The following is a 16,447-nucleotide window of genomic DNA, read 5'->3' as shown; positions in this document are numbered from 1 at the left end:
ATCACCCGGCTCATGCGGCACCGACCATGCGCCGCATGAGCAGGCCTTTCAGGTCTCTGCGCGTGTCGCAGACGAGGTGGATGTAGGCGGTGTCCGCCCGTACTTCATAGATGATCCGATTCATGCCCGAAATGAGCTGACGGTACTGGGCCGTGTTCAGGTTCTCGAGCTCATCGGGGACCCGTCCTGAATGAGGGTGTGCTTCGATCATCGCCACGGTTTCCTTGATCTTTCCGTAGCTGCCGGCCCAGGCCGCCGGGCCGAAGTTCTTGATGATGTAGCGGCGCAGGTCCTTCAGGTCGGCTTCTGCGGACCGCAGGAACACGACCTTCATTGACCGTCTTCTTTGTCCAGGTCGGCGAACACGTCCGTGGCGGAGCGGAAGTGGCCCTGTCCGATTTCGCGATTGCCGAGCGCAAGAACCTTGAGCAGCGCGAGCGTGGCTTCATGTTCCTCATAGGACTGGACGTCCATCACCACGAGCTTGGCTTCGCCGTTCTGCGTGATGACCAGCGGTTCACGGGTCTCGGCAAGCGTCTTCACGATGTCCGCGGCGTGGCTCTTGAGATAGCTGATGGGCTTGACCTGCGTGGAGAAATTCATGCGTTCACCCTGAGGGAATTCGTTGTCGGACTGATTATGGTCTGAATTCGGCCTGAAACATCCGCGCGCTCGCGAAGTCCACGAACGCCCGCACCTTCGGCGACAGCTGCCGGCTCGATGGCCACAGCGCCGAGAACTGGCCCTGCCGCGCGATGTGGCCGGCCAGCACGCACCGCAGCTCGCCGCGCCCCAGCGAATCGCGCGCGAGGAAGTCGGGCATGTAGGCCACCCCGAGCCCGGCGACGGCGGCGCCGAGCATGGCTTCCATGTTGTTGCACAGCAGGGTGGCCGGCAACTGCTCCGGCAGGCCGGGCAGGTCCCATTCCTCGATCTTTCCGCCGGTGACGAACTTGTAGCGCAGGCATGCGTGATTCGCGAGTTCAGCCGGCACGCGCGGCTCGCCGTGCTGCGCCAGGTACGCGGGCGAGGCGACCAGCACGAACTGGAACGGGCCCAGCCGCCGCGCCACCAGCTGCGAGTCGATCAGCTCGCCGCTGCGGATGGCGACATCTACACCCTCGGCGATCACGTCGACCAGCCGGTCGTTGAAGTCGAGGTCGAGCTCGATCTCGGGGTAGGCGACCTTGAACTCCGGCAGGACCGGCAGCAGGAATCGGTAGCCGATGGTCGGCAGGCTCACGCGCAGCCGGCCGCGCGGCGCGGCGACGGCGTCCTGCATCATGGCCCGCGCGTCGTCCAGCTCGTCGAGGATGCGGCGGCAGCGCTCATGGAACAGCGCGCCTTCCTGGGTGAGCCGCGTGTGGCGCGTGGTGCGGTTGAAGAGCCGCACGCCGAGCTGCTGCTCGAGCCGCGCCACGTTCTTGCCCACCGCCGAGGCCGAGATGCCCAGCTGCCGCCCCGCCTTGGCAAAGCTGAGCTGGTCCGCCGCCCGCACGAAAGATTCGAGCCCGCTGAAACTGTCCATTGATTGGCAACCTTTGGTTGGGAGTCTGAGGATCAATGGTGCCATTTTTATTTCATTGATTCCTTTCTATCTTCTCTTTCTCGTCTTTTCCGTGCGAAAGCTTTGCCCCCGATGTACTCGTCTTCCTCGTCCAAGAACTGGCTGCTGGCCGCCGTCTGCCTGGCGGCGCTGGGCATGCCGCTGAGCTTCACCGGCCCGGCGGTGGTGCTGCCCGCGATCCGCGACACGCTCGGCGGCAGCCCGGTGCAGCTCAACTGGGTGACCAACGCCTTCATGCTGAGCTTCGGCGCCACGCTCATGGCGGCCGGCGCGCTGGCCGATGCCTATGGCCGCAAGCGTGTCTTTCTGCTGGGGCTGGCGGTGGTGGCGCTGAGCAGCTCGCTGCTCACGCTGGCGCCCGGCATCGTTGCGTTCGACCTTGCCCGCGCGCTGCAGGGGCTGGGTTCTGCGGCGGCCTTCGCGGCGGGCACGGCGGCGCTGGCGCAGGTGTTCGATGGCACGGCGCGTACCCGGGCCTTCAGCCTGATCGGCACTTCGTTCGGCGTGGGGCTGTCGTGCGGCTCGATGCTTTCGGGCTGGCTGGCGCAGAGCTTCGGCTGGCAGGCGGTGATGCTCAGCCCCGGCGCGGTGAGCCTGCTGGCGCTGTGCATCGCGTCGATGAACATGCGCGAGTCGCGCAACCCCGATGCGATGGGCCTGGACATGCCGGGCACGCTCAGCTTCACCGCCGCGCTGAGCCTGCTCACCTTGGGCGTGCTGCAGGCGCCCGACAGCGGCTGGGGCAGCCCGTGGGTGCTCGGCGCGCTGGCCGGCGCGGCGCTGATGGGCGCGGCCTTCGTCGCCATCGAGCGGCGCGTGGCGCATCCGATGCTCGACCTGTCGCTGTTCCGTTTTCCGCGCTTCGTCGGCGTGCAACTGCTGGCCGCGGCGCCGGCCTATGGCTTCGTGGTGCTGCTGGTGCTGCTGCCGATCCGCTTCGTGGGGCTCGAGGGGCGCGGCGCGATCGAGGCCGGGGCCTTCATGTTCGCGCTCTCGGGGCCGATCCTCGTGGTGCCGACGCTGGCGGCATCGCTCGCGCACCGGTTCTCGTCGGGCGCGATCTCGGCCGTGGGGCTGCTGGTGTGCGCCGCCGGGCTTTTCTGGCTCAGCCGCTGCGGGCCGGGCACGTCGCTGGGTGGGATGGTGTGGCCGCTGCTGCTGATCGGCGCGGGCATCGGCCTGCCCTGGGGCCTGATGGACGGACTGGCCGTGAGCGTGGTGCCGCGCGAGCGGGCGGGCATGGCCTCGGGCATCTTCAACACGGTGCGGGTGGCGGGCGAGGGGATCGCGCTGGCGCTGGTGGGTGCTGGGCTCACGGCGCTGGTGACGCTGCAACTGGGAGCGTTTTCGGCCGCGTCGCAGGCGGCGCAGCGCGTGACCACGGGAGACCTGTCGCAGGCTTTGGCGCTGCTGCCCGGTGTCGACCGCGCGGCGCTGCTGCATGCGTATGGCGTGGCATTCGGCACGCTGCTGTGCGTGCTGGCGGGGGTGACCGTGTTGACGGCGCTGGTGGTGTTTGCGTTCCTGCGCGGGGATACGCACCCGGAGACAAGTGCGGCGGCGCTGGAGTCTCCGGCCTGTTGAAGGGCCCGTCTTGCTCCTTCCCCTTCCGGGGGAAGGCTGGGATGGGGGCACGCGGCGCTGGTTCTTGCGCGGGGCTTTTTCGATTGCCGCTCGCCCCCACCCCGACCCTCCCCCGGAAGGGGAGGGAGAAAGACTGCGATCAGGGTTCTGCTTGCGCAGCCACTCGATGCCACAGGATGGCGCGGCTAAGCGCGGCGTCACAAAACCGTGGGCGGTCTTCCTGTCCAATAGCGGCACCATGGAAAACCAACCGAACGAACTCGAACCCCGCGTGACCGAGCTCGAAATCAAGTCGAGCTACGCCGAAGACCTGCTGGACCAGCTGAACATGACGATCTACCGACAACAGCAGCAGATCGACCGGCTGATCCTGCAGGTCACGCAGCTCAGGGAGCAGAGCCAGAACGCGTCGCAGGACGGGGCGGCCAGCAACCCGCGCCACGAGCTACCGCCGCATTACTGAGTCAGGAAGATCAGCCGTGCGAGTGCCAGAGCACGGCGAAGAAGTGGCAGGTGCTGCCGGCCAGCACGAAAAGGTGCCATACCGAGTGGGCGTAGCGCACCTTGTTGTCGAACAGGAATACGACAGCGCCGGCCGTATAGAACAGGCCGCCGGCCACTAGCCAACCGAGGCCTGCCGCCGACATGCGTTCGTACAGCGGCACGGCCGCCATCAGCGCCATCCAGCCCATCGCCACATAGAGCCCGGTCGACCACAGCGGATGCTGCAGCCGGTTGAACAGCTTGGCGCCCACGCCCAGCGCGGCGGCCGCGCAGATCGCGCCGAACAGGGTCCAGCCCAGCGGCCCGCGCAGCACGCCGAACAGGAAGGGCATGTAGCTGCCCGCGATGAAGAGGTAGATGGCCGCGTGGTCCAGCCGGTTGAACCAGGCTTTGGCGCGGCCCATCGGCAGCGCGTGGTACAGCGTGGAGATCAGGTACAGCACGATGGCCGTGCCCGCGAACAGGCAGGCGCCGACGACGCCGGCCGCCTGGCCCTTCTGCGCCGCGCTGTAGACCAGGATGGGCAGGGCCGCGATGGCCAGCGCCAGGCCCAGGCCGTGGCTCAGGGCGTTGAAGAGCTCTTCCATCGCGGTCTGGTCGCGGGCCGCCAGCACCGAAGCGCGGGGCGAGGGCTGCGTCTGTGAACGAGAAGTCATCGGAACCTCATGCGGATGGGGTGTCATGGCGAGCTTGCAAGATCCGCACCCTGCATGCCCCGGTCGTTAACTTACTACTTGACCTGCTGCTTGCCCAGCTTGCGTGCCAGCGTACGCCGGTGCATGCCGAGCCTGCGCGCGGTCTCCGAGATGTTGAAGCCGGTCTCGGCCAGCGTCTCGTGGATACGCTCCCATTCGAGCGTCTTGATCGAGGTCGAGCGGTTGGTCAGCTCGACTTCGGTGGTGCCCGTGGCGCGCCCGAAGGCGGCCTCGATGTCGTCGGTGTTCGACGGCTTGGCCAGGTAGTGGCAGGCGCCGAGCTTGATGGCCTCCACCGCCGTGGCGATGCTGGCAAAGCCCGTCAGCACCACGATCAGCATCTTGGCGTTGTGACGGTGCAGCATCTGCACGCAGGCCAGGCCCGAGGCCTCGCCGTTGAGCTTGAGGTCGACCACGGCATAGCCGGGCGACATGGTTTCCAGCAAGGCCCCGGCTTCCTCGAGGTTGCTCGCATGCGTCACGGCATAGCCGCGTCGCTCGAACGAACGGCCCAGCGTGCGCGCGAAGGCATCGTCGTCCTCGACGATCAGCAACTGGCGCTCAGCTTCGGTTCCGGTCATGGCCTCGTTTGTGTTTCGGTGGTCCCGCGGTCGAGGGTCTCTTCGGCTTCCTGTTCGCCGTCGTCGTCCTCGTCTTCCTCTTCTTCCAGCACGATGGCCGCCAGCGGCAGCGTGATCTTCACGATCGCGCCGCCCTCGGGCCGGTTGCCCGCGGCGACCCGGCCGCCCACGGTGCGCGCCACGTTCACGACCAGGAACAGCCCCAGCCCGCCGCCGGGGCGGCCCTTGCTCGACTGGTAGGGTTTGCCGAACTCCTTCAGGATGGCCGGCAGGAAGCCGGGGCCCGCGTCCGTGACCGTGATCGTCAGCGCGTCGGCGTCGTGCGCCGCCTCCAGGCGCAGCCAGTGCGGCGACGCCTCCAGGGCATTGTCCAGCACGTTGCAGATCATCTGCTTGAGGGCGGAGTCGGAGACCATGGGCAGGTCCCGGCCAAAGTGGTTGTCGTACTCGAAGTCCTCGATAGGGCGGGTGGTGCGCCACTCTTCGATCAGGTCGTCCAGGAAGGTGCTGACGGTGGTCTCTTCGGACGATTCGCCGCGCGCCTCGCCGGCCGACAGCAGGATGCCGCTCACGATGCTCTTGCAGCGCTGGATCTGCAGTTCCATCTCGGCCACTTCTGTCAGCAGTTCGGGGTCGGAGCTGAAATGCGGCAGCCGGCGCCAGTCGCCCAGGATCACGGCCAGCGTGGCCAGCGGCGTGCCCAGCTCGTGCGCCGCGCCCGAGGCCAGCAGGCCCATGCGCACGATGTGTTCTTCTTCGGAGGCGCGCTGGCGCAGGTCGGCCAGCCGCGCGTCGCGGGCGCGCAGGTTGCGGCTGATGCGGGTGATGAAGATCACCAGCAGCGCCGCGTTCAGCGCGAAGCACACCAGCATGCCCTGGATGTAGGGGCTCCACAGGCCCCGGTTGTGGTCCAGCGGCAGCGCGAGCGGGCGCGAGAACAACGCCAGCCCCGCGAAGCAGATGCTGGTGATGACCACGATGGTCCAGGTCGACCAGGCCTTCAGCAGCACCGCGCCCAGCGTCACCTGCAGCAGGAACAGGAACACGAAGGGGTTGGTGGCGCCGCCGCTCAGGTAGAGCTGGGCGGTGAGCGTGGCCACGTCGACCAGGAGCGCGAGGAACAGTTCGCCGTTGGTCACGCGCCGGTGGCTGCGCGCGCGCAGCAGGCTCACCATGTTGAAGAGGGCCAGGCAGGTCAGCACCTGCAGCATGTGGTCCAGCGGCAGCCGGATGGCGAAGCCGTAGTGCACCACGAGGATGGTGACCACCTGCCCGACGACGGCAAACCAGCGCAGCTGGATCAGCTGCTGCATGTTCTGGTGGCCGGTGGCGTTATCGAGGCTGGCGACGCCGGCGCGGGGGGCGTGAAGCTCCCCCGCGACCGCGACGGCCTCAGTCGCGGCGGGCATCTTGTGGGGCGGGGCGGGCGTCGGCATCGCCCGCATTTTCGCTGCGCCGCACGAACCAGGCGGCGATCAGCACCATCAGCGCCAGGCCATACCAGGTCAATGCGTAGACGAGGTGGCTGTTGGGGAAGGCGATGACGGTCAGGCCGGCGGCGGGCCACGCGGGGGTGTCGGTGGGCTGTGCGGTGGCTGCGGCGGGCGTGGCCTCGGCGTCGACGAAATAGGGTGCCACGTCAGCCAGGCCGCGCGCGGTGGCGATGGCCTGCACGTCGCGCGAGAACCAGCGGTCGGCCGCCGGGTCGTTCTTGCGCAGGAAGCCGCCCTTGGGCTCGGTCAGGCGCAGCAAGCCGGCCACGGTGGTCTCGCCCTGGGGCTCGGACGCGGTGCGGGCAGAGCGCTCACGCGCCTCGGGAGGCACGAAGCCCCGGTTGACCAGCACCACGGTGCCGTCGGCTGCCTTCAGCGGGGTCAGCACCCAGAAGCCGGCGCCGAGCCGGGTGCTGGCTTGCACCAGCGTTTCTTTGTCGTGGAGGAAAGTGCCGGCGATGCGGATGTGCCGGTATTCGTCGTTGGCCGCGTTGACGGTGGGCCATTCGTTTCGCCCGGGGGCCGTACCGGCCGGGGCGTGCACGCGTTGGTCGACGCGGGCGATGAGATCCAGTTTCCAGGCCCTGCGCTCGACCTGCCAGGTGCCGAGCGCGAGGAAGCCGCAGAAGGCGAGGGCGGCGAAGACCGCCAGCGCCACCCGTGCGGCGGTGGAACGCTGGCGGACTGCCGGCGCCATCAGGGCATGTTCTTCATGTCGTGCATCGAGTGCGGCATCATGTTCGTGTTCATGTGGTACATGACCCACAGTGAACCGGCCAGCGTGATGACGACGACAACGAGCGTGAAGATCAGCGCCAGCATGTTCCAGCCGCCTTCGGACTTGGCGTCCATGTGCAGGAAATAGATCATGTGCACCACGATCTGCACCACGGCGAAGGCCAGGATGACGAGGGCGGTGGTGTTCGGCTTGTCGAACACCTTGGCCATCACGATCCAGAACGGAATGGCGGTGAGGATCACGGCCAGCACGAAGCCGGTCATGTAGCCCTTGAAGGTGCTGTGGCTCACCGGACCATCGTCGTGGTGGTCATGGCTGTCGTGGCCATGTGCGCCATGGCCGGCGGTTTCGATATGCGCGCTCATTGCAGCGATCCCATCAGGTACACGAAGGTGAAGACGCCGATCCAGACCACGTCCAGAAAGTGCCAGAACATCGACAGGCACATCAGGCGGCGGCGGTTGGCGGCGGTGAAGCCGTGCTTGGGCAGCTGGATCATCAGCACGATGAGCCAGACGATGCCGAAGGTCACGTGCAGGCCGTGGGTGCCCACCAGCGCGAAGAACGACGACAGGAACGCGCTGCGTTGCGGGCCGGCGCCTTCGTGGATCAGGTGCGCGAATTCATACAGCTCCAGGCCGATGAAGCCCGCGCCCAGCAAGCCGGTGATGGCCAGCCAGACCAGCACGCCGCCCATGCGGCGCTGCTGCATCTGCAGCATGGCAAAGCCGTACGTGATGGACGACAGCAGCAGCAGCGAGGTGTTGATCGCCACCAGCGGCAGGTCGAACAGGTCGGCGCCCGAGGGACCGGCCGCGTAGCTGCGGCCCAGCACGCCGTACACCGCGAACAGGCAGGCGAAGATCAGGCAGTCGCTCATCAGGTAGAGCCAGAACCCCAGCAGGGTTCCGTTCTCCGGATGATGGTCTTCGTTGCGGACGTTGAAGACGTCGAACGCTGGCGCGGTCACGGCGGCGGAAGAAAGAGCGGTGTTATTAGACATTGGCAGCCAGCAGGCGCGTGCGCGCGTCTTCGGTGCGGACGACTTCTTCCGTGGGGATGTGGTAGTCGCGCTTGTAGTTGAAGGTATGGATGATCGTGGCGGCGAGCATGGCGACGAAGCCGATGCCTGCCACGAGCCACATCTGCCAGATCAGCGCGAAGCCGCACACCGCAGCCAGCGCAGCGATGATGAAGCCGGCGGCCGTGTTCTTGGGCATGTGGATCGGGCTGAAGCCTTCCAGCGGACGCTCGTAGCCGCGTGCCTTCATGTCGGACCATGCATCGTTGTCGTGCACGCGCGGCGTGAACGCGAAGTTGTAGGCCGGCGGGGGCGACGAGGTCGACCATTCCAGCGTGCGGCCGTTCCACGGGTCGCCCGTGGTGTCGCGCAGCGATTCGCGGCGGATGAAGCTCACCACCAGCTGGATGATGAACGAGGCGATGCCCAGCGCGATCAGCACGGCGCCGAAGGCGGCGACCTGGAACCAGATCTGCAGCGACATGTCCTGGAAGTGGCTCATGCGGCGGGTCACGCCCATCAGGCCCAGGATGTACAGCGGCATGAAGGCGAACCAGAAGCCGACGATCCAGAACCAGAACGAGCACTTGCCCCAGAACGGGTCGAGCTTGTAGCCGAAGGCCTTCGGGAACCAGTAGGTGATGCCCGCCAGCATGCCGAACAGCACGCCGCCGATGATCACGTTGTGGAAGTGGGCGATCAGGAATAGGCTGTTGTGCAGCACGAAGTCGGCCGGGGGAACGGCCAGCAGCACGCCGGTCATGCCGCCGATCACGAAGGTGATCATGAAGCCGATGGTCCACATCATGGGCAGCTCGAAACGGATGCGGCCGCGGTACATGGTGAAGAGCCAGTTGAAGATCTTCGCCCCTGTCGGGATCGAGATGATCATCGTCGTGATGCCGAAGAACGAGTTCACGCTGGCGCCGGAGCCCATGGTGAAGAAGTGGTGCAGCCAGACGAGGTACGACAGGATGGTGATCACGACCGTGGCGTAAACCATGGAGGCGTAGCCGAACAGGCGCTTGCCGGAGAACGTGGAGACCACTTCCGAGAAGATGCCGAAGGCCGGCAGGATCAGGATGTACACCTCGGGGTGGCCCCAGATCCAGATCAGGTTCACGTACATCATGGCGTTGCCGCCCATGTCGTTCGTGAAGAAGTTGGTGCCTGCGTAGCGGTCGAGCGACAGCAGGGCCAGCACGGCGGTCAGCACCGGGAAGGCGGCGACGATCAGAACGTTGGTGCACAGGGCGGTCCAGGTGAAGACGGGCATCTTCATCATGGTCATGCCGGGTGCGCGCATCTTGACGATGGTCGCCAGCAGGTTTACGCCGGACAGCAATGTGCCCACCCCCGCTATCTGCAACGACCATATGTAGTAGTCGACCCCCACGTCGGGGCTGTAGAGGATGCCCGACAGCGGCGGGTAGGCCAGCCAGCCGGTCTTGGCGAACTCGCCGACGAACAGCGACGCCATCACCAGGCCGGCGCCGAAGGTGGTCATCCAGAAGCTGAAGTTGTTCAGGAACGGGAAGGCCACGTCGCGCGCGCCGATCTGCAGCGGCACCACGAAGTTCATGAGGCCCGTGACCAGCGGCATCGCCACGAAGAAGATCATGATCACGCCGTGGGCGGTGAAGACCTGGTCGTAGTGGTGCGGCGGCAGGAAGCCCGCGTTGTCGCCGAAGGCCATGGCCTGCTGGGCCCGCATCATCAGGGCGTCGGCGAAGCCGCGCAGCAGCATCACCAGGCCCAGGATGATGTACATGATGCCGATCTTCTTGTGGTCGATGCTGGTGATCCAGTCGCGCCACAGCATGCCCCACAGCTTGAAGTAGGTCAGTGCGCCGAGGACGGCGATGCCGCCCAGCACCACGCCCGCGAAGGTCGCGAGCAGGATCGGCTCGTGGTAGGGAATCGCCTCCCAGGTGAGGCGGCCGAAGACGAGCTTCGTCAGGTCTAGGTTCTGCAACATCTTATTCTTCGGTGGTGCACATCGCGGTGACGTACTTGCGCTTGGGCGAGTCGAGGGAGTCGGTCAGCCAGGCTTGCTTGGTGGCGACGTTGAAGGCGCCGGGCTTGCCCATGCCGCCGTCGGCGTCGATCGCCATCATTTCCTTCATGCACATCTTGTTGCGGTCCACGCACAGGTTCAGGATGGCGTCGTACAGGGCGGGATCCACGGCGGCGTAGTGGCGCACGGGCTCGCGCTCGCTGGGGGCCTCGAGCTTCTTGTAGAGCTCGCGGGTGAGTTCGCCGTCCTTGCCGGACTTGACCTTCTGGACCCACTGGTCGAAGTCGCCGTCGCTCAGGCCGTGGAACTTGAAGCGCATGCCCGAGAAGCCGGCACCGCTGTAGTTGGCGGAGAAGCCGTCGAACTCGCCCGGCTTGTTGATCACCGCGTGCAGCTTGGTCTCCATGCCCGGCATGGCGTAGATCTGGCCGGCCAGCGCGGGAATGAAGAAGGAGTTCATGACCGAGGAGGCCGTGATCTTGAAGCTGATCGGGCGGTCCACCGGGGCGGCCAGCTCGTTCACCGTGGCGATGCCCTGTTCGGGGTAGATGAACAGCCACTTCCAGTCGAGTGCCACCACTTCGACCACCAGCGGCTTGGTGTCCGCGGGGATCGGGCGCTGGGCGTCGAGGCGGCGCAGCGGCTGGTAGGGGTCGAGCACGTGGGTGCTGATCCAGGTGATCGCGCCCAGCGCGATGATGATGAGCAGCGGCGCCGCCCAGATCGCCAGCTCGAGCTGGGTGGAGTGGTCCCAGTCGGGGCTGTAGGTGGCCTCCTTGTTCGACTGGCGGTAGCGCCAGGCGAAGAAGATGGTCAGGGCGATCACCGGGATGATGATGATCAGCATCAGCACGGTGGAGACGACGATGAGTCGTCCCTGCTGATGGGCGATGTCGCCGGATGGGTTCATCAGCACCGTGTTGCAGCCCGCCAGGAGGACGGCGGGAAGCAGCAGGAGCGATCGGCGAAGGTTCTTGAGGATGTGCATGCCGGGGGAAAAGAGGTGCGGGGGCGACGCAAAAAGACCCCACAATCTACGCCTGAAGACGGGTTTCGCCTATTGGACGTTTTGTCCTATGGCGGTAAATGTGTTTCGGTGAGACGCTATAGACTGTCCATGATCCTATGTGTCACTTCCCCAGGTGACACCCGAATTACAGAAGCAATGACGACGTCCAGCATCAGTCCGCAAGGCGCCCATCCGCTGCCGAACTCGCCCGAAACCGGTGCCCGGCAGGGTGACGACCACTCGCACATCGCCCCCGGCGAAATCGCGGTCGGCGTGATCATCGGCCGCGCCTCCGAATATTTCGACTTTTTCGTCTACGGCATCGCCTCGGTGCTGGTGTTTCCTGCGGTTTTCTTCCCGTTCGAGCAACATCTCGAAGGCGTTCTCTACTCTTTCCTGATTTTCTCGTTCGCCTTCATCGCGCGTCCGTTCGGAACTGTCATCTCGATGGCCATCCAGCGACGTTTCGGGCGGGAAGCCAAGCTGACTCTGGCGCTTTTCGTGCTCGGCACCTCCACCGCCGGCATCGCCTTCCTGCCGGGCTATGCCAGCCTGGGCTTCACGGCCATCGTGCTGCTGTCGGTCTTCCGCTTCGGCCAGGGCCTGGCACTGGGCGGTTCGTGGGACGGCCTGCCTTCGCTGCTCGCGTTGAACGCGCCCGCCAACCGTCGCGGCTGGTACGCCATGCTGGGCCAGCTGGGCGCGCCCATCGGCTTCTTCATTGCCAGCGCACTGTTCGCGTACCTGTATTCGAGCCTGCCGTCGGAAGACTTCCTCGACTGGGGCTGGCGCTACAGCTTCTACGTGGCCTTCGCGATCAACGTGGTGGCGCTGTTCGCCCGCCTGCGCCTGGTGGCCACCGACGAATACTCGCGCCTGCTCGAAGAGCGCGAGCTCGAACCCACCAGCGTGACCGAACTGGTCGGCTCGCAGGGCTCGAACATCCTGATCGGCGCCTTCGCCGCGCTGGCCAGCTACGCGCTGTTCCACCTGATCACCGTGTTCCCGCTGTCGTGGATCACGCTGTACTCCGACCAGTCCGTGACCGAATTCCTGGTCGTGCAGATGGTCGGTGCCGTGCTCGGCGCCGCCGGCATCGTGGCCTCGGGCCTGCTGGCCGACCGCATCGGCCGCCGCTTCACGCTGGGCGGCCTGGCCGCCGTGATTGCCGCATTCAGCGGTTTCGCCCCCACGCTGCTCGACGGCGGCCGCATCGGCCAGGACATCTTCATCCTGGTGGGCTTCGTGATCCTGGGCCTGTCGTACGGCCAGGCTGCCGGCGCCGTGACCTCGAACTTCGCGCCCAAGTACCGCTACGTCGGCGCCGCCCTGACGGCGGACGTGGCCTGGCTGATCGGCGCCGCCTTCGCACCGCTGGTCGCGCTGGGCCTGTCGGCGCACTTCGGCCTGGCCTACGTGAGCGTGTACCTGCTGTCGGGCGCTGTCGCCACGCTGGCCGCGCTGGGCCTGAACCGGGCGTTGGCACGCGACTGACGAAGCCGCCAAGCCGCAGCGCATGCAGCGGTTGTTTCTTCCAAAGGGGCCGGTTCGGCCCCTTTTTCATTAGGATGCCTCGCATGTTCGCCGCCGCAATTTTTGACATGGACGGGCTGCTCATCGATTCGGAGCGCCCCATCATGGCCGCCTGGATCGAGGCCGCCCGCACGCTCGACATCGAGCTTTCGCACAGCCAGTACCTGCAGGTCGTGGGGCTGTCCACCGTGGAGTCCGAGCAGATCCTCGCGTCGCTGCTGGGCGGTCCCGAGGCCTACCGCCACGCCATCGAGCACGTGCGCCGGTATCTGCAGCTCGAGCGCGCGGATGGCGCGCCGCTCTTTCCCATCAAGCCCGGCGCGGCCGAATTCCTGAGCGCCCTGCGCGAGCGGGGCATCCGCTGCGCCGTGGCCTCGTCGTCCACGCGCCGGCAGATCGAGGCCTGCCTCGGCAGCCTGGGCCTGCTGCACCATTTCTCGGCCTTCGCGGGCGGCGACGAGGTGACGCGCGCCAAGCCCGATCCGGCGCTCTACCTGCTCGCGGCCGAGCGGCTGGGCGTGGCGCCGGCAGACTGCATCGCCTTCGAGGACAGCGAGAACGGCGCCAGGTCGGCGCTCGCGGCGGGCCTGCGGGTCGTGGTGGTGCCCGATCTCAAGCATCCGCCCGAGGCGATCACCGGCCAGGCGTTCCATGTGCTCGAGTCGCTGCACGACGCGGTGCCGCACCTGCCGCGCTGGTTCCCGCCGGCGCCGGCCGGAAAGCTCGCCTGAGCAATCCCGGCCGGGCCTCGAATCAGAGGAACCCGATCGACAGCCACGGAATGGCCGCCACCGCGATGGTGCCGACCAGCAGGGCCAGCATGTAGCCGACGATGGGCCGGATGCCCGCGTCCGGCCGCACCCGCCCGATGGCGCAGGCGGCGTAGTAGCCCACGCCCAGCGGCGGCGCGAACAGGCCCAGCCCCATCGACAGCACCACCACCATGGCGTAGTGCACCTCGTGGATGCCCAATTGGCGCGCGATGGGAAACAGCAGCGGTCCGAACAGCACGATGGCCGGTATGCCCTCCAGCACCGAACCCAGCACCACGAAGGTGACCAGCGACACCGCCAGGAACATCGGCGCGCCGCCCGGCAGGCTGGCCATGGCTTCGGCCAGCCAGCGCGAGAAGCCCGATTGCGTCAGCCCCCAGGCCATGGCCGTTGCCGTGCCGATGATCAGCAGGATCGCGCCCGAGAGCGACGCCGTGGCCACCAGCATCGGCCCGAGCCGCCGCCAGTCGAACTGCCGGTACACCACCAGCCCCGCCACCACCGCGTAGACGATGCCGATGGTCGACACCTCCGTCGCCGTCGCCACGCCCTCGACCACGGCGGCACGGATGACGAAGGGCAGCGCCAGCGCCGGCAGCGCCACCAGGGCCAGCCGCATCACCTGTTTCCACGGCGGGCGCGCGACCTGGCTGAGGTCTTCATGGCGGTTGCGCATGAACACCACCACGCACAGCATCAGCCCCAGGATCACCGCCGGCAGCAGCCCGCCCGTGAACAGCGCCGCGATCGACACGCCCGTGACCGAGCCGATGGTGATGAGCACCAGGCTGGGCGGCACGGTTTCCGTCTGTGCGCCGGTGGCCGCGAGCAGCGCCACCAGCTCGCCTTCGTCGGCGCCGCGCTTCTTCATCTCCGGAAACAGCGCGGGCGCAATGGCCGCCATGTCCGCCGCCTTCGAGCCCGAGATGCCCGACACCAGGTACATCGCGCCGACCAGCACATAAGACAGGCCGCCCTTCACATGCCCCAGCAGGCTGGCCAGGAAAGCGACCATCGCCTTCGCCATGCCCGTCATCTCGATCAGCAGCCCGAGAAACACGAACAACGGCACCGCCAGCAGGATGAGGTGCGACATGCCCTCGTCCATGCGCCCGATGATCACCGGCAGCGCGGTGTCGGTTGTCAGCGCCAGATAGCCGAAGGTGCCCAGGCCGAACGCGAACGCGATGGGAATGCCGCAGAGCACGCAGGCCAGCACCACGCCGACGAAGAAGACCAGCAGGTTTAGCCGGCCCAGGTCCTCGAACACCGCGCGCCCCAGCGTGAAGGCGAGGATCAGCGTGACGACCACGGCAAAGGCCTTGGTCGATGTCTTCCAGTCGAAGTCGCGAAACAGCCGCAGCACCGCGAACATGCCCATCAGCACCACGCCCACGGGCAGCGCCGCGGCGCGCCAGGCGTTGGAGATGTCGAGCGCGGGCGTGGTGATGAAGCGTTCTTCCGACGCGTACTCCCAGGCCGGCCACGCCACCATCGCCAGGAAGGCCAGCGCGGCATACAGCGCGATCGCCTCCGCAAGCCGGCGGCGCTGCGGCGGCAGCTTGGACACCATCGCGGTCATGCGCATGTGCTCGCCGCGCCGCAGGGCGACCACGGCGCCCAGCATCGCCAGCCAGATGAAGAGCATGGAGGCCAGCTCGTCCGACCAGATCAGCGGCTGGTGCAGCACGAAGCGCGCGACCACGCCGGCCAGCAGCACGGCCACGTCGGCCAGCACCAGCGCGGCGGCCAGGCCGTCGACCAGCACGCCGAGCACATGTTCCGTGCGCGAGGTGAAGGACGCCGGGTTCGCCTCGTTGGCCGCATCGCCGTGGCCGTGCGAGCTCACGGGCGGGGCGTTGCCGCTCGCGCCGCCCGTCGGGGGCTCAGGCGGCCGCGCCGCCGGGCGCGGCGCGCTCATGCCAGCTTGCCCGTGCTGCGTTCCAGGAGTGCCCAGGCTTCATCGCCGTACTTCGACTTCCACTCGGCGTAGAAGCCGGCCTTGCGCAGCTGGTCGCGGAAGGCGGCGGGGTCGGGCTGGTTGATCTGCATGCCCTTGGCGCTCAGCTCCTTCTGCAGGTTGGCGTTGAGTTCGGCCACGTCGGCGCGCTCCCGCATGCCGGCGGCGTTGATGTGCTTCGCCACAATGGCCTGCAGGTCGGCCGGCATCTTGTCCCAGGCGCGGCGGTTGGCCAGGAACCAGAAGCCGTCCCACATGTGGTTGCTCATGGAGCAATATTTCTGCACCTCGTACAGCTTGGCGGTGGAGATGATGGCCAGCGGGTTCTCCTGCCCGTCGACGATCTTGGTCTGCAGCGCCGAATACACCTCGGCGAAGTTGATCGAGGTGGGGGAGGCTTCCAGAGCCTTGAACATCGACGTCCACAGCGGCGACACCGGCACGCGGATCTTGAAGCCCTTCAGGTCGGCCGGCGATGCAATGGGCTTGCTCGACGAGGTGATCTGCCGGAAGCCGTTGTCCCAGATCTTGTCCATGGCCACGATGTTGGCCTTGGCGATCTGCGTGCGGATGTGGCTGCCCAGGTCGCCGTCCATCGCCTTCCACACGCTGGCGTAGTCGGGGAACGCGAAGCCCACGCCGCTGATGGAAGCCGAAGGCACCAGCGTCGACAGAATCAGCCCCGACAGCGTGAAGAACTCCACCCCGCCCGAGCGCAGCTGGCTCAGCACGTCGGTGTCGGAGCCCAGCTGGTTGTTCGGAAAAATCTGGATGTCGACCTGGCCGTTGGTCTCGGCGCGAATCGCGTCGGCCATCTCCTTGGCCCGCAGGTTCATCGGGTGCGAGACGGGCAGGTTGTTGGCGTACTTGTAGTTGAACGCGTTCTTCTGGGCCAGGGCCTGGCGCAGCGGGAGCGCGAGGGTGGAAGCGGCGGCTGCGGTGCGCAGGACGGTACGGCGGTTGATGTTCAT

Annotated in this window: 17 protein-coding genes; 4 read left to right on the top strand and 13 right to left on the bottom strand. The window is 66.9% G+C overall.

Going from position 1 to position 16,447, the window contains the following annotated elements; translation table 11 throughout:
• Window positions 1-10: 10 nt before the first annotated feature.
• From L3V85_RS26650 to L3V85_RS26640, 3 genes are read right to left on the bottom strand one after another with little or no spacing between them, the layout of a single operon-like run.
• Window positions 11-334: a type II toxin-antitoxin system RelE/ParE family toxin gene (locus L3V85_RS26650; RefSeq protein ID WP_237675671.1), complete on the bottom strand. Its 324-nt coding sequence runs from the start codon at window positions 332-334 to the stop codon at window positions 11-13.
• Window positions 331-603, bottom strand: coding sequence for a type II toxin-antitoxin system Phd/YefM family antitoxin (locus L3V85_RS26645; RefSeq protein WP_237675670.1), 273 nt, complete (start codon window positions 601-603; stop codon window positions 331-333). The genes L3V85_RS26650 and L3V85_RS26645 overlap by 4 nt, the downstream gene beginning before the upstream one ends.
• A gap of 34 nt (window positions 604-637) precedes the next feature.
• Window positions 638-1,528 carry a LysR family transcriptional regulator gene (locus L3V85_RS26640; RefSeq protein WP_237675669.1) on the bottom strand — a complete coding sequence of 297 codons (891 nt, stop codon included), beginning with the start codon at window positions 1,526-1,528 and terminating at the stop codon, window positions 638-640.
• 111 nt (window positions 1,529-1,639) lie between these two features.
• On the opposite strand from L3V85_RS26640, the gene L3V85_RS26635 reads away from it, so the two are divergent.
• Together L3V85_RS26635 and L3V85_RS26630 are read left to right on the top strand one after the other, a co-directional pair.
• Window positions 1,640-3,151, top strand: coding sequence for an MFS transporter (locus tag L3V85_RS26635; protein WP_237675668.1), 1,512 nt, complete (start codon window positions 1,640-1,642; stop codon window positions 3,149-3,151).
• A gap of 238 nt (window positions 3,152-3,389) precedes the next feature.
• The gene (locus L3V85_RS26630) at window positions 3,390-3,614 is read left to right on the top strand and encodes a SlyX family protein (protein ID WP_237675667.1); all 225 of its coding nucleotides are present in this window, start codon (window positions 3,390-3,392) and stop codon (window positions 3,612-3,614) included.
• Between the two features lie 10 nt (window positions 3,615-3,624).
• On the opposite strand, the gene trhA is transcribed toward L3V85_RS26630, so the two are convergent.
• The 8 genes from trhA to cyoA form a co-directional block, all read right to left on the bottom strand.
• Complete coding sequence (gene trhA / locus L3V85_RS26625; protein ID WP_237675666.1) at window positions 3,625-4,311, bottom strand: PAQR family membrane homeostasis protein TrhA; 687 nt, start codon at window positions 4,309-4,311, stop codon at window positions 3,625-3,627.
• Window positions 4,312-4,385: 74 nt separating this feature from the next.
• Window positions 4,386-4,931 (bottom strand): response regulator transcription factor, encoded by a 546-nt coding sequence (locus L3V85_RS26620; protein WP_237675665.1) that lies wholly within the window; start codon window positions 4,929-4,931, stop codon window positions 4,386-4,388.
• A complete protein-coding gene (locus L3V85_RS26615) occupies window positions 4,928-6,340 on the bottom strand; it encodes an ATP-binding protein (RefSeq protein ID WP_237675664.1) in 1,413 nt (470 codons plus the stop codon). The genes L3V85_RS26620 and L3V85_RS26615 overlap by 4 nt, the downstream gene beginning before the upstream one ends.
• Window positions 6,324-7,121, bottom strand: a complete 798-nt coding sequence (locus L3V85_RS26610) for an SURF1 family protein (protein ID WP_237675663.1) — start codon at window positions 7,119-7,121, stop codon at window positions 6,324-6,326. Before L3V85_RS26610 ends, L3V85_RS26615 begins: the two co-directional genes overlap by 17 nt.
• A complete protein-coding gene (gene cyoD, locus L3V85_RS26605; RefSeq protein WP_237675662.1) occupies window positions 7,121-7,528 on the bottom strand; it encodes a cytochrome o ubiquinol oxidase subunit IV in 408 nt (135 codons plus the stop codon). Before cyoD ends, L3V85_RS26610 begins: the two co-directional genes overlap by 1 nt.
• Window positions 7,525-8,166, bottom strand: coding sequence for a cytochrome o ubiquinol oxidase subunit III (gene cyoC, locus L3V85_RS26600; protein ID WP_237675661.1), 642 nt, complete (start codon window positions 8,164-8,166; stop codon window positions 7,525-7,527). The genes cyoD and cyoC overlap by 4 nt, the downstream gene beginning before the upstream one ends.
• On the bottom strand, window positions 8,159-10,162 hold the full coding sequence (cyoB, locus tag L3V85_RS26595) for a cytochrome o ubiquinol oxidase subunit I (protein WP_237675660.1): 2,004 nt from the start codon (window positions 10,160-10,162) through the stop codon (window positions 8,159-8,161). Before cyoB ends, cyoC begins: the two co-directional genes overlap by 8 nt.
• 1 nt (window position 10,163) lies before the next feature.
• Window positions 10,164-11,189 (bottom strand): ubiquinol oxidase subunit II, encoded by a 1,026-nt coding sequence (gene cyoA / locus L3V85_RS26590; protein ID WP_237675659.1) that lies wholly within the window; start codon window positions 11,187-11,189, stop codon window positions 10,164-10,166.
• 177 nt (window positions 11,190-11,366) lie between these two features.
• Here cyoA and L3V85_RS26585 point away from each other — a divergent pair, with 177 nt between their 5' ends.
• Together L3V85_RS26585 and L3V85_RS26580 are read left to right on the top strand one after the other, a co-directional pair.
• Window positions 11,367-12,704, top strand: coding sequence for an MFS transporter (locus tag L3V85_RS26585; protein WP_237675658.1), 1,338 nt, complete (start codon window positions 11,367-11,369; stop codon window positions 12,702-12,704).
• A gap of 83 nt (window positions 12,705-12,787) precedes the next feature.
• A complete protein-coding gene (locus L3V85_RS26580) occupies window positions 12,788-13,474 on the top strand; it encodes an HAD family hydrolase (protein ID WP_237675657.1) in 687 nt (228 codons plus the stop codon).
• Between the two features lie 22 nt (window positions 13,475-13,496).
• Here the strand turns inward: L3V85_RS26580 and L3V85_RS26575 are convergent, their stop codons facing one another.
• Together L3V85_RS26575 and L3V85_RS26570 are read right to left on the bottom strand one after the other, a co-directional pair.
• Window positions 13,497-15,437 carry a TRAP transporter large permease subunit gene (locus L3V85_RS26575; protein WP_237675656.1) on the bottom strand — a complete coding sequence of 647 codons (1,941 nt, stop codon included), beginning with the start codon at window positions 15,435-15,437 and terminating at the stop codon, window positions 13,497-13,499.
• Window positions 15,434-16,447, bottom strand: coding sequence for a TRAP transporter substrate-binding protein (locus L3V85_RS26570; RefSeq protein ID WP_237675655.1), 1,014 nt, complete (start codon window positions 16,445-16,447; stop codon window positions 15,434-15,436). Before L3V85_RS26570 ends, L3V85_RS26575 begins: the two co-directional genes overlap by 4 nt.

This window comes from Variovorax paradoxus, assembly GCF_022009635.1.
GTDB lineage: Bacteria > Pseudomonadota > Gammaproteobacteria > Burkholderiales > Burkholderiaceae_C > Variovorax.
This window is presented reverse-complemented; position numbering and strand designations above follow the sequence as displayed.

Excerpts from the sequence above, each read along its gene's own strand:
- L3V85_RS26580 (WP_237675657.1), top strand. The coding sequence starts at position 12,788 with ATGTTCGCCGCCGCAATTTTTGACATGGACGGGCTGCTCATCGATTCG.
- trhA (WP_237675666.1), bottom strand. The coding sequence starts at position 4,311 with ATGACTTCTCGTTCACAGACGCAGCCCTCGCCCCGCGCTTCGGTGCTG.
- L3V85_RS26610 (WP_237675663.1), bottom strand. The coding sequence starts at position 7,121 with ATGGCGCCGGCAGTCCGCCAGCGTTCCACCGCCGCACGGGTGGCGCTG.
- cyoC (WP_237675661.1), bottom strand. The coding sequence starts at position 8,166 with ATGTCTAATAACACCGCTCTTTCTTCCGCCGCCGTGACCGCGCCAGCG.
- L3V85_RS26615 (WP_237675664.1), bottom strand. The coding sequence starts at position 6,340 with ATGCCCGCCGCGACTGAGGCCGTCGCGGTCGCGGGGGAGCTTCACGCC.
- L3V85_RS26575 (WP_237675656.1), bottom strand. The coding sequence starts at position 15,437 with ATGAGCGCGCCGCGCCCGGCGGCGCGGCCGCCTGAGCCCCCGACGGGC.
- L3V85_RS26620 (WP_237675665.1), bottom strand. The coding sequence starts at position 4,931 with ATGACCGGAACCGAAGCTGAGCGCCAGTTGCTGATCGTCGAGGACGAC.
- L3V85_RS26630 (WP_237675667.1), top strand. The coding sequence starts at position 3,390 with ATGGAAAACCAACCGAACGAACTCGAACCCCGCGTGACCGAGCTCGAA.
- L3V85_RS26635 (WP_237675668.1), top strand. The coding sequence starts at position 1,640 with ATGTACTCGTCTTCCTCGTCCAAGAACTGGCTGCTGGCCGCCGTCTGC.
- cyoA (WP_237675659.1), bottom strand. The coding sequence starts at position 11,189 with ATGCACATCCTCAAGAACCTTCGCCGATCGCTCCTGCTGCTTCCCGCC.
- L3V85_RS26645 (WP_237675670.1), bottom strand. The coding sequence starts at position 603 with ATGAATTTCTCCACGCAGGTCAAGCCCATCAGCTATCTCAAGAGCCAC.
- cyoB (WP_237675660.1), bottom strand. The coding sequence starts at position 10,162 with ATGTTGCAGAACCTAGACCTGACGAAGCTCGTCTTCGGCCGCCTCACC.
- L3V85_RS26585 (WP_237675658.1), top strand. The coding sequence starts at position 11,367 with ATGACGACGTCCAGCATCAGTCCGCAAGGCGCCCATCCGCTGCCGAAC.
- cyoD (WP_237675662.1), bottom strand. The coding sequence starts at position 7,528 with ATGAGCGCGCATATCGAAACCGCCGGCCATGGCGCACATGGCCACGAC.
- L3V85_RS26650 (WP_237675671.1), bottom strand. The coding sequence starts at position 334 with ATGAAGGTCGTGTTCCTGCGGTCCGCAGAAGCCGACCTGAAGGACCTG.
- L3V85_RS26570 (WP_237675655.1), bottom strand. The coding sequence starts at position 16,447 with ATGAACATCAACCGCCGTACCGTCCTGCGCACCGCAGCCGCCGCTTCC.
- L3V85_RS26640 (WP_237675669.1), bottom strand. The coding sequence starts at position 1,528 with ATGGACAGTTTCAGCGGGCTCGAATCTTTCGTGCGGGCGGCGGACCAG.